The sequence below is a fragment of the Caballeronia sp. S22 genome, assembly GCF_964261745.1.
Classification (GTDB): Bacteria; Pseudomonadota; Gammaproteobacteria; order Burkholderiales; family Burkholderiaceae; genus Caballeronia; species Caballeronia jiangsuensis.
On the sequence record NZ_OZ180038.1, the window covers coordinates 1,007,852 to 1,021,946 of the forward strand.

Sequence of the window (14,095 nt, forward strand, 5' to 3'; positions counted from 1 at the left end):
GCGTGCTCATCACATCCTGCGTTGTGCCTCTTCGAAGTATTGCGGCGCTTCGCGGCGATCGAACATGCCGTACTCGCGGATCACGCGAATGTGGCGCATGCGCACGTCGCTCGGCAGCGTCGCTTCGCGTGAGAACGCATCGGCGGCGGTTTGATCGCGCCATGTCGCCACGGCGATGACATTCCCCGGCGCGAGCAGCGCATCGAATACATCCCATGCGACGAGGCCGGGCGCTGCCAGATCGAGGCCCAGCGATTCAGCGACGCCTTGCGCGCCTGCCTGCTTTATCCACGCGGGCTTGCGGCTCGCATCGAGCAGCGTCACGGCCTTGCCTTCACCAATTTCCGTGGCATCCAGACGCTGTTCCAGCAACGCTTGTCCTTCGGGAATATGCGTGTCCGCGACGACCTGACCGATGCGCAGACGATAGTCCGCGAACACGCGGTCGCGCGCGGCCTGCATGGTCTTGTGATGCCGAGCCTCGGTACGCCAGCGCACGAGCGACTTCTCATCGCGCCAGCTCGATAACGACAGCAGCCAGCCGTCGCGGGTCAGGCTCGCGTAGCGCATGTTGTCGATGAACCCATCGATCTTTTCGAGCTCGGGCCGCAGCATCTTCGCCATGCCGAGGTAGGCGTCGAATTGCTCGGGAACGGGATTGACTTCCAGCATGGCAGAGAACATATGAGGCTCTTCGATTAGTTAGTGAAACGATGCAAATCGATGGGGCATATTCGCCGCGCATCGCGTAGCTTTATTGTCGGCGACGAAACTTCGATGTTGAAGGACGAGCGACAGCGCAATCGGGCCAATGAATGTGCCGATTCGGCCACGATCATCGAATCCGCACGCAACGGTTCGCCATCGGCCAAAGTGCGCCCGATTCGGGCCATGTCGATGCGCTGCTCACCGCTTCGCGGGACATGCTGCCTACAATCGCAACGCAAACAGCTTGTGAGCGAGATTCGGAATGGACAGATTGCGTGAGATGGAAGTGTTCGTCGCCATCGTCGATGGCGGCGGTTTCACGAGGGCATCGGAAAAGCTGGGCTTGTCGACGGCGGCGGTTTCGCGTGCGCTCAACTCGCTCGAAGCACGCATCGGCGCTCAACTCGTCGCGCGCACGACGCGTTCAGTGCGGCCAACCGATGCAGGCACGGTGTATCTGGACACCTGCCGGCAGGTGCTCGATGCCGTCGCGGATGCGGACGCGAGCATCGGCGCTTATCACGTCAAGCCGGTGGGAACGTTGACCATCTCGGCGCCCGTGCTCTTCGGCCAGCGATTCGTGGCGCCGCTCATCAATGCGTTCGCGTTGCGTTATCCGGATGTCGGCATCCATGCCGTGTATGTGGACCGGACCACGCGCTTGCTGGAGGAAGGCGTGGATGTCGCCATTCGCATCGGTCATCTCGGTGACTCGACGACGTTCGCGGTGCCGTTGGGTTTCGTGCGGCGTCGGACGTACGCCGCGCCGGCCTATCTCGAAGCGCGCGGCGAACCTGTTCATCCGAGGGAATTGACGCGGCATGACTGCGTGTCTTTCACCGGCGTCACGCATCCGCACGAATGGGTGTTCGCGGAGCGGGGTGCGAGGTTGCCGGTGCGGCTTCAGCCGCGCATGATCGTCGATCTCGCGCCTGCTGCGATCGCCGCGGCGCGCGATGGCGTCGGCATCACGCAGTTGCTTTCCTATCAGGCGGCGCCCGACGTGTTGAGACGCAGACTGAAGCCGATATTGACGGCATTCGAGACCGATCCGGTGCCCGTAAGCGTGCTGCATGTGGAGCGTCGCGGCGCAAGCGGAAAGGTTCGCGCGTTTCTGGAATTCGTGACCGAAACCTTGCGCAAGAACGCTCAGTTGCGATGCGGGCACAGAGAAAAGGCGCCGCGCGCTTACGCCGATCGCGCGGCGTGATCCTCATCTGCCGATGCAACGGTTGTGTGAAGCTCGCGATATGCACTCACCAATGCATCGAGGCTGAAGGAGCGATTCAGACCGCTCGGGTTCGGCAATACCCATGCATGGACGCCGCCGAACGGTTCGGCCTGAAGTCCCCATGCGATATCGCGCTTGCCGGTGATGGCCGACAGCGCCATCTTCCCCAGAAACGCGATATACCGCGGCGCGAGATGCGCGATCTTCTGCTCGAACGCCGAGGCCGCGGCCTCGATCTCGGACCGCGACAACTCATCGGCGCGCGCGGTCGCACGCGCGACTGCGGTGGTGAGGCCGTATCCGTATCGAAGGAACGTGCGATCTTCTTCGGGATGCAACTGCTCCGGCGTGAAGCCGGCGAGATGCACGACCCGCCAGAAGCGATTGCCTCGTCCCGCGAAGTGATGGCCCGTCGATGCGGCGAGCATCCCCGGATTGATGCCGCAGAAAATCACCGATAACTTCGGCGCGACGATATCCGCAAGAAAGGGCGAGGTGTCGGTCACAGGCGTCGTGCTCATGCAGGACTATGCGGCTTCCGCCAGTTCCTCCAGCACGAATTCCTCGGCGACGTCTTCATGAGCCAGCGGCATCGGCAGCGTGCTGATTTGCGCCGTGCCACGAAACCGCTCGCGATACTGCTTCGGCGTGACGTTCAAGCGCCGGGAGAAAGTCGTGCGCATGTGCGTGGCGTTATGAAAACCGCACTTGAATGCGACGGTCTTGAGCGGCGCATCGCTCGATTCGAGCAGCTTCCTCGCGGTATCGACGCGAACCTGTTCGACGAACGCCGATGGCGTCACCTGCGCGTACTTCGCGAACACTCTGGAGAACGTGCGACGGCTCACCGAAACGGCGCTGGCGAGCTGCTCGATGGAAAGCGCATCGCCGATATGATCCGTCACATACTGATGCACCTTGCCGATGATCGGCGCTTCTTCCTTGTCCGCCGCGACATAAGGGCTGTACTGCGACTGTCCGCCTTCGCGCTGAATGTAGACCACGAGGCGCTTGGCGACGCGAACCGCCTGTTCGTGTCCCCAGTCTTCCGCCACGAGCGACAGACACAGATCGATGCCCGCCGACACGCCGGCGGAGGTGAAAAGGCGGCCGTCGCGAATGAAGATTTTGTCGGGCTGCACGCATGCGCGCGGGAACGCCTTGCCGAGGCGGCCCGCATCGGCCCAGTGCGTCGTGACCTGCATGCCGTCGAGTAAGCCGGCATGGCCCAGCACGAACGCGCCGTTGCAGACCGAGCCGAACCGCGCGGCGCCGCGCACCTGCTTTTGCAGCCACGAGATGAATTCGTGCGGCGGGTTCCAGTCGGGCAGGTTCGGTCCGCCGGCCACCAGCAGCAAGTCGTATTGCGTATCGGAATCGAGATAGCCAACGGGAACGACGATCTGCATCCCGTTCGAGCACGTGACCATGCCCGCTTCGCGCCCGACGAGCGAGACTTCATAACGCTGATGATCGGGGAGATGCGTGTTGGCTTCCGCGAACACGTCGAGCGGGCCTGCAACGTCGAGTGCCTGCACGCCGTCGAACAGAACAATGGCGACTTTCATGCCGTGACCTTCGTTAAGTAGGAGCTTCAATCGCTGGGGACGGCCCAGTCTATCCCAACGCTCGCGCGCGAAGTACGCCTTGCCCGGTAATTGACTTTTGCTTCGATGTAACAAGCGAGCGCCTGATCGCGCCCAAGCGGGTGTGGCCCAAATCCGGCATCGACTGGCCAGACAACGCGCCAAATGCATGAGCCGCAGCGAGCGCGGCTGACTAGACTTCATCTCGAGAAAGCATTCGAAGGATAGTCATCATGTTGATCGAGACACATCAAAACTCATTTCTGTTCGGCGCCAACGCGCCGTATGTCGAAGAGCAGTACGAAGCCTATCTGGGCGATCCGGCTTCGGTCACCGATGAATGGCGCGCCTGGTTCGATGCGCTGAACGATATGCCCGCCATCGACGGAAGCGATCGCGATGACGAGCCGCACGCGCCCGTGGTGTCGAGCTTCATCGAGCTTGCCAAAGGGCGGCATGACACGCCGATGTCGCGCGATGGCGGACTTGCGCTTGCAAGAAAGCAGGTCGCGGTGCAGGCGCTCATCGCGGCGTTCAGGACGGTCGGCACGCGCACGGCGCGTCTGGACCCGCTGCAATGGGAGCCGCCGCGCGCGCTTGTCGAACTCACGCCCGCGTACTACGGTTTGACGGCGGCGGACATGACCACGCGATTCAGCACCGCCGACACGTATTTCTTCGACGAGGACGCGACGCTCAAAGAGATCGTCGCTGCGCTGGAGCAAACCTACACGGGCACGCTGGGCGCGGAATTCATGCATCTCACCGACGCGAACGAACGGCGCTGGTGGCAGATGAGACTCGAATCCACGCGGGCGAAGCCATCGTTTTCGACCGCGGACAAGCGCCGTTTTCTCGAACGCCTGAGCGCGGCCGAGGGACTCGAAAAGCATCTTCACACGCGCTATGTCGGACAGAAGCGTTTTTCGCTCGAAGGCGGCGAATCGCTGATCGTATTGCTCGATGAACTCGTGCGATACGGCGCGTCGAAGAAGGTGCGCTCCGTCGTGATGGGCATGGCGCATCGCGGACGCCTGAACGTGCTGGTCAACGTCGCGGGCAAGCCGCTCGACGCGCTCTTCGACGAGTTCGAAGGCAGGCACGCGGACACGCTTCCGGAAGGCGACGTCAAATATCACAAGGGCTTCAGCACCGTCACGCAAACCGCCGACGGACCGGTCGAGGTCGTGCTCGCGTTCAATCCGTCGCATCTGGAAATCGTGAATCCGGTCGTGCAGGGCATGGCGCGCGCGAAAGCGGATGCGATCATGTCCGACGATGCCGGCAGCGTGCTGCCCGTCGAAATTCACGGCGATGCCGCGATGTCCGGTCAGGGCGTCGTGATGGAAACGCTGAGCCTTTCCTACACGCGCGGGCATGGCACGGGCGGGACCGTGCATGTCGTCGTGAACAATCAGATCGGCTTCACGACCTCGGACCCGCGCGATACGCGCTCGTCGTTCTATGCGACCGATATCGTCAAGCTGATCGAGGCGCCGGTTCTGCACGTGAACGGCGACGATCCGGAAGCCGTGGCGATGGCCGTGCGCCTCGCGCTCGACTATCGCACGGAGTTCAGGCGCAGCGTGGTGATCGATCTCGTTTGCTTCCGCAAGCACGGGCATCAGGAGCAGGACACGCCCGCGATCACGCAGCCGTTAATGTATCGCGCGATCGCGGCGCATCCCGGCGTGCGCACGCTCTACGCGCGCAAGCTGATCGCGCAAGGCGCGATGACGGCGGAGCAGGTCGAGGCGCTGGTCGGCGCACGGCGCGAGGTCTTCGATCAGGCGCGCGGCAGCGAGGTTATCGAAGCATCGGGCGCAGCGGATGCGGCTATCTCGACGCGCTACGAGCCGCCCTCGCCGGAACAGGTGAGCGTATTGGCGCGACGCATCTCCAGCGTGCCCGATGGCTATGAGCTTCATCCGCTCGTCAACAAGCTGCTCAACTCACGCCGCGACATGGCGAGCGGAAAGAAGCCGCTCGACTGGGGCATGGCCGAACATCTCGCGTTCGCTTCGCTGCTCCACGCGGGCGTCGATGTGCGTCTGAGCGGACAGGACAGCGCGCGAGGCACGTTCAATCATCGGCATGCGATGCTGCATAACCAGAAGCGCGCGAGTCGTGCCGACGGCGTGTTCATTCCGCTCGATCACGTTCGCGACGTGCAGGGCCGCTTCACGGTGACAAATTCGATTCTCTCCGAGGCAGCCGTGCTCGCGTTCGAATACGGCTATTCCACGGTGAATCGCGATGCGCTCGTGATCTGGGAAGCGCAGTTCGGCGACTTCGCGAATGGCGCGCAGGTCGTCATCGATCAGTTCATCGCGGCGGGCGCCGCCAAGTGGGGACAGCGCAGCGCGTTGACCTTGCTGCTGCCGCACGGGCAGGAAGGCGCGGGACCGGAGCACGCATCGGCGCGGCTCGAACGATATCTGCAACTGAGCGCGCAGGACAACATGCGCGTGACGCAGCCGACGACGCCCGCGCAAATGTTCCATCTGCTGCGCATGCAGGCGCTTGCTTTCGATCGCCGTCCGCTCGTCGTGATGACGCCCAAGTCGCTGCTCAGGCACGCGGAAGCGGTCAGCACGCTGGACGACCTGGCTCACGGCGCGTTCCGTGAACTCCTGCCCGATGAAGCCCTGGACGCGGCGCGTGACGGCAACGTGGAGCGTGTCATCGTTACTTCAGGGAAGGCGTATTTCGAGCTGCTCGACTATCGCCGCAAGCACGGCATCGACGATACGCCGATCATCCGCGTCGAACAGCTTTATCCGTTTCCATCCGACGGACTCGCGGCGGTGCTCGCGCGCTATCCGAACGTGAAGCGCGTGATCTGGTGTCAGGAGGAAGCGCGCAATCAGGGCGCGTGGAGTTTCGTCGAGCCGCAGTTGCGTGAGATTCTGCCAGCGGGCGCGACGCTGTCGTATGTGGGACCCGCTGCTTCCGCATCGACGGCGCCGGGCTATCACGGCGAGCATATCGCGCGACAGAGCGATGTCATCACGCGTGCATTCGCGAAGTGAGGCGGCGATGACCCAGCACATCGACGAGGCGATTTCAGGCGCCGACATCATCCTGCGCGTGCTTGCCGAACAAGGTGTCGATACCTTGTTCGGATACAGCGGCGGCGCCATCCTGCCGACCTACGACGCGGTCTTCCGCTTCAACGAAATGCATGCGGACGAGCCGCAGAAGCAGATCCGCTTCGTCGTGCCGGCCAACGAGCAGGCGGCTGGCTTCATGGCGGCGGGCTATGCGAGAGCCAGCGGCAAGGTCGGCGTATTCATGGTGACGTCGGGTCCGGGCGCGACGAACGCGGTCACGCCTATCGCCGACTGCAACGGGGATTCGGTGCCCGTCGTGCTCATCTGCGGACAGGTGCCGCGCGCCGCGATCGGCAGCGATGCATTTCAGGAGGCCCCGGTCTTCAACATCATGTCGGCGTGCGCGAAACAGGTCTTTCTCGTGACCGATCCGGACAAGCTGGAACAGACGCTGCGCACCGCGTTCGAGATCGCGCGCACGGGACGGCCGGGGCCGGTTGTCGTGGACGTGCCGAAGGACATCCAGAACTGGAAGGGCGTGTATCGCGGGCAGGGCACGTTGCAGCTTCGCGGCTATTCGGAGCGTCTTCGTCAGATGGCGAAGGGCGATCGTCTCGATGAACGCAAATGCGCTGCATTTTTCGATCTGCTTGCACAAAGCAGGCGGCCGCTTCTGTACGTGGGCGGCGGAGTGATCGCGTCCGGTGCGACGGCCGAATTGCGCCGCTTCAGCGAACGCTACGAGATTCCTGTCGTGACGACGTTGATGGGACTCGGCGCGATGCCCGCCAAACATGAGCGTGTGCTCGGCATGCTGGGCATGCACGGCGCTGCGTGCGCGAACTACGCGGTGGAAGACTGCGACTTCCTGATCGCCGTGGGTGCGCGATTCGATGACCGCGTCGCCGGTGGCCGTCCCGATGCGTTCGCACCGGGAGCGCGCCATGTCGCGCATATCGACATCGACGAAGCGGAGATCGACAAGGTCAAACGGACGCACTGGAATCACGTAGGCGACGCGAAACGCGCGCTGCTTTCGCTGATGGAGCACGGTCCGGCATCGCGGGCGCCTTCCGACTGGATCGAGCGTGTGAACGATCTGAAGCGCACTCACGGCATGAACTACGATCGCGACAATCGCGCGATTCAGCCGCAATGGGTCATCGAGAAACTCAGCGACATCACCGGCGGGCGGGCGATCATCAGCACCGGCGTGGGCCAGCATCAGATGTGGGCCGCGCAGTTCTTCGATTTTGTCGAGCCTCGAAGCCTGCTGACGTCGGGAAGCATGGGAACGATGGGCTTCGGATTGCCCGCGGCGATCGGCGCGCAGTTCGCGCGGCCGGATGCGCTCGTGATCGATATCGATGGTGACGGCAGCATCCGCATGAATGTCGGCGAACTGGAAACGGCGAGCACCTACGGCGTGCCGGTCAAGGTGCTGCTGCTCAACAATTGCGGCGACGGGATGATCCGGCAGTGGCAACGGCTCTTCTACGACGGACGCATGTTCGTGAGCGACAAGGCGCTGCACCGCAAGGATTTCGTGCTGGCGGCGCAGGCCGATGGTTTCGAATTTGCCTGTCGCGTCCGGACGCCGGGCGAACTGGAAGACAAGCTGCGTGACTTCGTTGCGTTCGATGGTCCGGCCTTTCTCGAAGTGATGATCGATCAGAACGCCGACGTGTTTCCGATGGTCGGACCGGGGCAGAGCTATTCGAGCATGATCACGGGTCCGTTCATCGCATCGCGGTCCGGGCAGGAGACGGTTGTCCCGGCCGCGAAGGGCGAACCTGCGGCGGACATGTTCTGAAATGAACGCCGATCTCATCCACAAGGCGCTCGCGAATCCTTTGCGGCGCGAGATTCTTGCGTGGCTGAAAGCGCCGGAAGGTTTCACGCAGGCGCAACCCGCATTCGATGGCGGCGTGCCCCTGAGCGCGATTCAGGCACGCAGCGGGCTCTCGCAATCGACCGTTTCGGCGCATGTCGCGTCGATGGTCGAAGCGGGGCTGCTCGTGTCGAAACGGGTGGGATCGTTTCTGCTTCTGTCGAGGAACGAGGAGGTTATTGCGGCGTTTGTGAGGGAGGTGGTGCGTGGGCTGTGAGAATCGCGATTGCCGGCTTTCAAACTCCCAATATCCGGGACGACCCGAATTGCCGCGAACAACGACCCCGCCCTATTATCAAATCCCGCTGCTTTTCGCGGCCAGAGGTACCCCCGGGTCATGTGTCCTGAAGCGCGCGCTGAAATCATGCGCGCCCCTGCCTTCAACCGACGCCGACCTACATCAGTTATTCGAACGATCGGGAGACAGGTATGCTCAGCGCACACGAATTTGCAACCCTCATGCTAGTCAAGGACGCCGCCGATCAGATCGGCGACCGGCACGAACTCGACACGCTTCTCGAACGCCAGCTCATCGCAATGGAACAACTCGTGAGCGGCGCCCGCCTGCCTCGCATCACGGAAGACGGCGACCTGCTTCTGCGTGCGGTGCGGCGTCTTCATTGAATCGACCGGCGGGCTCGCCGCCACCTTTACGCTGCCAGCCGTTCCTTGTGCGCCGCGACGAGTTCCGCCTCGTCGCGTAACGCCTTGCGTACCGAGGCGCGCGTTTCGATGCGCTCGATATACGCCTTCAGGTTCGTCAGATGATCCAGATTGACGCCTGAGCGTTCGTGCCACATCGTCGCCCACACATACGCATCGGCGACGGTGAACTGCTCGCCCGTGAGATACGCGCGGCCATCGGCGAGACGCGCGTCGAGTTTGCCGTACGCCTTGAGCAGCTTGTTGCTGTGAAACGCGATGCCTTCCGGCCTCATCAGCTTGCGCATGAGCGGGATATGCTTCTGCGCGATCTCGGTTGCGATGAACGTCAGCAACTGATCCATGCGCGCGCGCTCGATCGTTCCGTGTTTCGGGATCAGTCCGGACTCCGGATGCTGGTCCGCGAGATATGACGCGATCGTGATCGTTTCCGTCAACGGTTCCGCTTCGCCGTCGATCTGGAGCGCGGGAACATAGAGGAGATCGTTCACTTCGGCGAAGTCGGACTGATCGGACGTCGTCTTGCCGAACACATCGAAGTGCACGAGTTCGGGCGCGAGACCCAGCTCGTTGGCGACGGCTTGCACCGCGAGCGAACAAGTGGCCTGAGCGATAAAGAGTTTCATGGTGTGCCTTGTATCGGTGAAGGAGTGCCGGGAGTGCTTCCCGTTGGAATGAAGTATCGCGGGAATCGTCGCGCCGATAAACGCCGCCGCGGGCGTCGCACAGTCGCTCGCGCGGAGACAATCGGCATGGCGGGCGACGTCCGGGCAACGCTGCTACAGTGCTTTGCACCAACAAAAGGGGCGAGCAATGAGCGAGCGCGTCGATGCACCGATCAACGAAATCGCCGTCTTCGTGGCGGTCGCGCAAACCGGCAGCTTCACGCGCGCCGCGGAAGAAATGGGCAACAGCAAGTCGAATGTGGGCAAGGCCGTGCAGCGGCTGGAAGCGCGGCTCGGCACGCGGCTCTTTCAGCGCACAACGCGCGCCGTGCGGCTCACCGAGGATGGCGAGACCTATCTGCAAGCCGCGCGCGATGCGCTCGACGGACTGCGCGAAGCCGAGCAGCAACTCGCGGCGCGTCGCTCGGAGCCGGCCGGACGTGTGAAGATCGACGTGCCCGCGGGCTTCGGCAGGCTGCTGCTGCCGAGCTTTCTCGAGTTTCGCGCGAAGCATCCGAAGGTGACGCTGGAGCTTGCGTTGACCGATCGCATGTCGGACCCGATCGGCGAGGGATGGGATGTCGTCGTGCGCATCGGCGCGCTGCCCGAGGACAGCGAACTGACGGTGCGCAAGCTCTGCGATCTGCGCAGCGGCCTGTATGCGTCGCCGGAGTATCTCGATCGCAAAGGCACGCCCGAGAACATCGATCAACTGGGTGATCACGACGCCGTCATTTTCCGTGGTCCGATGGGGCGGCTGCGCTCCTGGTCCTTGCGCGACGGCGAGTCGGCGAAAGAGTTCGCGCCGCAGCCGGTGCTCGTGCTCGCGGACGGTCAGGCGCTCGTCGAGGCGGCCGTCGCGGGCTTCGGCATCGCGCAAATTTTCGATCGCGTGGCGTTGCCGCATGTGCGCGCAGGCAGGCTCGTGCACGTGCTGCCCGAAGCCGATGTCGACGGACCGCCCGTGCACGCGATCATTTCGCTCGGCCAGAAGATGGCTGCCAAGACACGCGCGGTCGTCAATCATCTTGCCGAGACCTTGCAGCGCACGGCGTAATCGCGTCAGTCGAGCAACGCGGGTTCTCGCGCTTTCTCTTCGGCCTGCACGCGCGCTACGGGTGAAGCAGCCGGAGTCGACCGGTTGCGCCTGTCGCGCAGCGGCTTCGAACCGGACAGCTTGCGCAGGATCACATAGAACACGGGCGTGAGCATCAGGCCGAAGAACGTCACGCCCAGCATGCCGAAGAACACGGCGATGCCCATCGCGCGGCGCATTTCCGAGCCCGCGCCCGTCGACATCACGAGCGGCACGACGCCCATGATGAACGCGATCGACGTCATCAGGATAGGACGCAGGCGCAGCCGCGACGCCTCGATGGCCGCCTGCACGATCGAGCGCCCCTGCATCTCCAGTTCGCGTGCGAACTCGACGATGAGAATCGCGTTCTTTGCCGACAGCCCCACGAGCACCATCAGGCCGATCTGCGTGAAGATGTTGTTGTCGCCGCGCGTGAGCCACACGCCGGCGAGCGCGGACAGAATGCTCATCGGCACGATCAGCAGGATCGCGAGCGGCAGCGTGACGCTTTCGTACATCGCCGCGAGCACGAGGAACACGAGCAGCACGCTGATCGGAAACACCCAGAACGCGGCATTGCCGGTCAGGATCTGCTGATAGGTGAGATCGGTCCATTCGAAACGGATGCCGCGCGGAAGCGTTTCCTTAGCAATGCGCTCGACGGCCGCCATCGCCTGACCCGACGAGTAGCCGGGCGCCGGACCGCCGTTGATATCGGCGGCGAGAAAGCCGTTGTAGCGCACGACCATCTCCGGGCCATATGTCGGCGTGACTTTCACGAGCGACGACAGCGGCACCATCTCGCCGCGCTCGTTGCGCGTCTTCAGTTGCAGGATGCTGTCGGCGTTCGCGCGGAAGGGCGCATCGGCCTGGGCGCGCACCTGATAGACGCGGCCGAACTTGTTGAAGTCGTTCACGTAGAGCGAGCCGAGATAGATCTGCATCGTGTCGAACACATCGGTAACGGAGACGCCGAGTTGCTTCGCCTTCTCGCGGTCCAGCTCCACATTCAGTTGCGGCACGTTGATCTGGTAACTCGAGAACGCAGGTCCGAGCTCGGGCGCCTTCGCGGCCGCCGCGAGAAAGGCTTGCGTCGCCTTGTTCAACGCTTCGTAGCCGAGCGCGCCGCGATCCTCGATCTGCAGCTTGAATCCGCCGATGGTCCCGAGCCCCTGAACCGGCGGAGGCGGGAAGGTGGCGATGGCCGCATCCTTGATCGCGCTGTACTGCGCGTTCAGACCCGCGACGATATCCGCGCCCGTTTCTCCCTTGCCGCGTTCCTTCGAAGGTTTCGCGACCGAAAACACGAGACCGCTGCTCGACGAGTTCATGAGGCCCGTGACGGAAAGCCTCGGAAACTCGGGCGTGTGAATGACGCCGGGTTGCTGGCGCGCCATCCGGCCCATGTCGCTCACGACCTTCTCGGTGCGATCGAGCGATGCGCCCGCGGGCAGTTGCAGGATGCTCACGAAATAGTCCTTGTCCTGCGCGGGAACGAAGCCTCCGGGCACGATCTTGCCGAAGAGGACCGTGCCGCCGAGCAGCACGGCATAGATCACGCTCATCGCGAGCTTGCGGTTGATGATGCCGCGCACACCGCTGCCATAACGCTCCGAGCCGCGATTGAACACCTGGTTGAAGAGCTTGAAGAACGGTCCGAATACGCGATCCATCGCGCGTGTGAGCCAGTCCTTCGGCGCGTGATGATCCTTCAGCAGCAGCGCGGACAACGCGGGCGAGAGCGTGAGCGAATTGAACGCCGATATCACCGTCGAGATGGCGATGGTCATCGCGAACTGCTTGTAGAACTGTCCCGTCAGCCCCGACATGAACGCGAGCGGCACGAACACCGCGACGAGCGTCAACGCGATCGCGATGATCGGCCCGCTCACTTCGCGCATCGCTTCATACGACGCTTCGAGCGGAGACAGTCCGGACGCGATATTGCGCTCGACATTCTCCACGACCACGATCGCATCGTCGACGACGATGCCGATCGCGAGCACCATGCCGAACAGCGATAGCGCATTGATGGTGAAGCCGAACGCGAGCATCAGCGAGAACGTGCCGACGATCGACACCGGCACGGCGAGCAGCGGAATGAGCGATGCGCGCCATGTCTGCAAAAACACGATCACGACCAGCACGACGAGAATGACCGCTTCGAAGAGCGTATGCACCACCGCGTCGATGCTCTCGCGCACGAACTGCGTCGGGTCGTAGACGATCTCGGCCTTCACGCCTTCGGGCATGTCCTTCTGCAGCTCGGCGGTGATCTTGCGAATATCGTCGGAGATTTGCAGCGAGTTCGCATTGGGCTGCTGGAAGATGATGATCTGCACCGCCTTCTTCCCGTCCATGCCCGCGCGCAGCGCATATTCCGACGCGCCCAGCTCGACGCGCGCGACATCGCCGAGATGCGTGACGGCGCCATCGGGTGAAGTCTTCAGGATGATGCGGCGAAACTCGTCTTCCGATTTCAGACGCCCCTGCGCATTCACGCTCAGTTGCAGCGGAACGTGGGTCGTCATCGGCGCGCCGCCGACGATGCCCGCCGCGACCTGCACGTTCTGCTCGCGGATCGCTTTCACGACATCGGTCGCGGTCATGTTCTGGCGCGCGACTTTTGTCGGGTCGAGCCACACGCGCATCGAATAATCGCCCGAGCCCCACAGCACGACTTCACCGACGCCGGGCACCTGCGCGAAGCGGTCCTTGATATTGATGAGCGCATAGTTGCGCAGGTAGGTGAGATCGTAACGATCGTTCGGCGATACGAGATTCACGCCCATCGTGAGCGTGGGCGATGACTTCACCGTGGTCACGCCGAGCCGCTGCACGTCTTCGGGAAGGCGCGGCAACGCCTGCGACACGCGGTTCTGCACGAGTTGCTGCGCCTTGTCGGGGTCCGTGCCGAGCTTGAAGGTGACGGTCGTCGTCATGTTGCCGTCGCTGTTCGCCTGCGACTGCATGTACAACATGTTCTCGACGCCGTTGATCTGTTCCTCGATCGGCGATGCAACCGTCTCCGCGATCACCTTCGGATTCGCGCCGGGATACTGCGCGCGCACGACGACCGAAGGCGGCACCACCTCGGGATACTCGGCAGTGGGCAACTTGGTGAGCGCGATGAGTCCCGCGAGCAGAATGACCACCGACAGCACGGCCGCGAAAACGGGCCGGTCGATGAAGAACCGTGAAATGTTCATGATGAGTCTCT

The 14,095-nt window shown here is 63.2% G+C and carries 11 protein-coding genes; 6 read left to right on the forward strand and 5 right to left on the reverse strand.

Annotated elements, in window-relative coordinates; translation table 11 throughout:
- Positions 1-9: 9 nt before the first annotated feature.
- Positions 10-684, reverse strand: a complete 675-nt coding sequence (locus ACEN42_RS31270; protein ID WP_371883512.1) for an antibiotic biosynthesis monooxygenase — start codon at positions 682-684, stop codon at positions 10-12.
- A 286-nt stretch (positions 685-970) separates the two neighbouring features.
- Here ACEN42_RS31270 and ACEN42_RS31275 point away from each other — a divergent pair, with 286 nt between their 5' ends.
- Positions 971-1,918 carry a LysR family transcriptional regulator gene (locus ACEN42_RS31275; RefSeq protein WP_371883513.1) on the forward strand — a complete coding sequence of 316 codons (948 nt, stop codon included), beginning with the start codon at positions 971-973 and terminating at the stop codon, positions 1,916-1,918.
- On the opposite strand, the gene mug is transcribed toward ACEN42_RS31275, so the two are convergent.
- Both mug and ACEN42_RS31285 read right to left on the reverse strand, forming a co-directional pair.
- The gene (gene mug / locus ACEN42_RS31280; RefSeq protein ID WP_371883514.1) at positions 1,897-2,460 is read right to left on the reverse strand and encodes a G/U mismatch-specific DNA glycosylase; all 564 of its coding nucleotides are present in this window, start codon (positions 2,458-2,460) and stop codon (positions 1,897-1,899) included. The genes ACEN42_RS31275 and mug overlap by 22 nt on opposite strands.
- A 6-nt stretch (positions 2,461-2,466) precedes the next feature.
- The gene (locus tag ACEN42_RS31285) at positions 2,467-3,507 is read right to left on the reverse strand and encodes a GlxA family transcriptional regulator (protein WP_371883515.1); all 1,041 of its coding nucleotides are present in this window, start codon (positions 3,505-3,507) and stop codon (positions 2,467-2,469) included.
- A 251-nt stretch (positions 3,508-3,758) separates the two neighbouring features.
- Here ACEN42_RS31285 and ACEN42_RS31290 point away from each other — a divergent pair, with 251 nt between their 5' ends.
- The 4 genes from ACEN42_RS31290 to ACEN42_RS31305 all read left to right on the forward strand — a co-directional run bounded on the left by ACEN42_RS31290 (position 3,759) and on the right by ACEN42_RS31305 (position 9,093).
- A complete protein-coding gene (locus ACEN42_RS31290) occupies positions 3,759-6,557 on the forward strand; it encodes a 2-oxoglutarate dehydrogenase E1 component (protein ID WP_371883516.1) in 2,799 nt (932 codons plus the stop codon).
- A gap of 7 nt (positions 6,558-6,564) precedes the next feature.
- Positions 6,565-8,391 (forward strand): biosynthetic-type acetolactate synthase large subunit, encoded by a 1,827-nt coding sequence (gene ilvB / locus ACEN42_RS31295; RefSeq protein ID WP_371883517.1) that lies wholly within the window; start codon positions 6,565-6,567, stop codon positions 8,389-8,391.
- Between the two features lies 1 nt (position 8,392).
- On the forward strand, positions 8,393-8,686 hold the full coding sequence (locus tag ACEN42_RS31300) for an ArsR/SmtB family transcription factor (protein ID WP_371883518.1): 294 nt from the start codon (positions 8,393-8,395) through the stop codon (positions 8,684-8,686).
- A gap of 212 nt (positions 8,687-8,898) precedes the next feature.
- Positions 8,899-9,093: a hypothetical protein gene (locus tag ACEN42_RS31305; protein WP_035505105.1), complete on the forward strand. Its 195-nt coding sequence runs from the start codon at positions 8,899-8,901 to the stop codon at positions 9,091-9,093.
- 26 nt (positions 9,094-9,119) lie between these two features.
- Here ACEN42_RS31305 and ACEN42_RS31310 read toward each other — a convergent pair whose 3' ends face one another.
- Positions 9,120-9,758: a glutathione S-transferase family protein gene (locus ACEN42_RS31310; RefSeq protein ID WP_371883519.1), complete on the reverse strand. Its 639-nt coding sequence runs from the start codon at positions 9,756-9,758 to the stop codon at positions 9,120-9,122.
- Positions 9,759-9,945: 187 nt separating this feature from the next.
- On the opposite strand from ACEN42_RS31310, the gene ACEN42_RS31315 reads away from it, so the two are divergent.
- Positions 9,946-10,854: a LysR substrate-binding domain-containing protein gene (locus tag ACEN42_RS31315; protein ID WP_371883520.1), complete on the forward strand. Its 909-nt coding sequence runs from the start codon at positions 9,946-9,948 to the stop codon at positions 10,852-10,854.
- Between the two features lie 5 nt (positions 10,855-10,859).
- Here ACEN42_RS31315 and ACEN42_RS31320 read toward each other — a convergent pair whose 3' ends face one another.
- Positions 10,860-14,084 carry an efflux RND transporter permease subunit gene (locus ACEN42_RS31320; protein ID WP_371883521.1) on the reverse strand — a complete coding sequence of 1,075 codons (3,225 nt, stop codon included), beginning with the start codon at positions 14,082-14,084 and terminating at the stop codon, positions 10,860-10,862.
- Between the last annotated feature and the right edge of the window lie 11 nt (positions 14,085-14,095).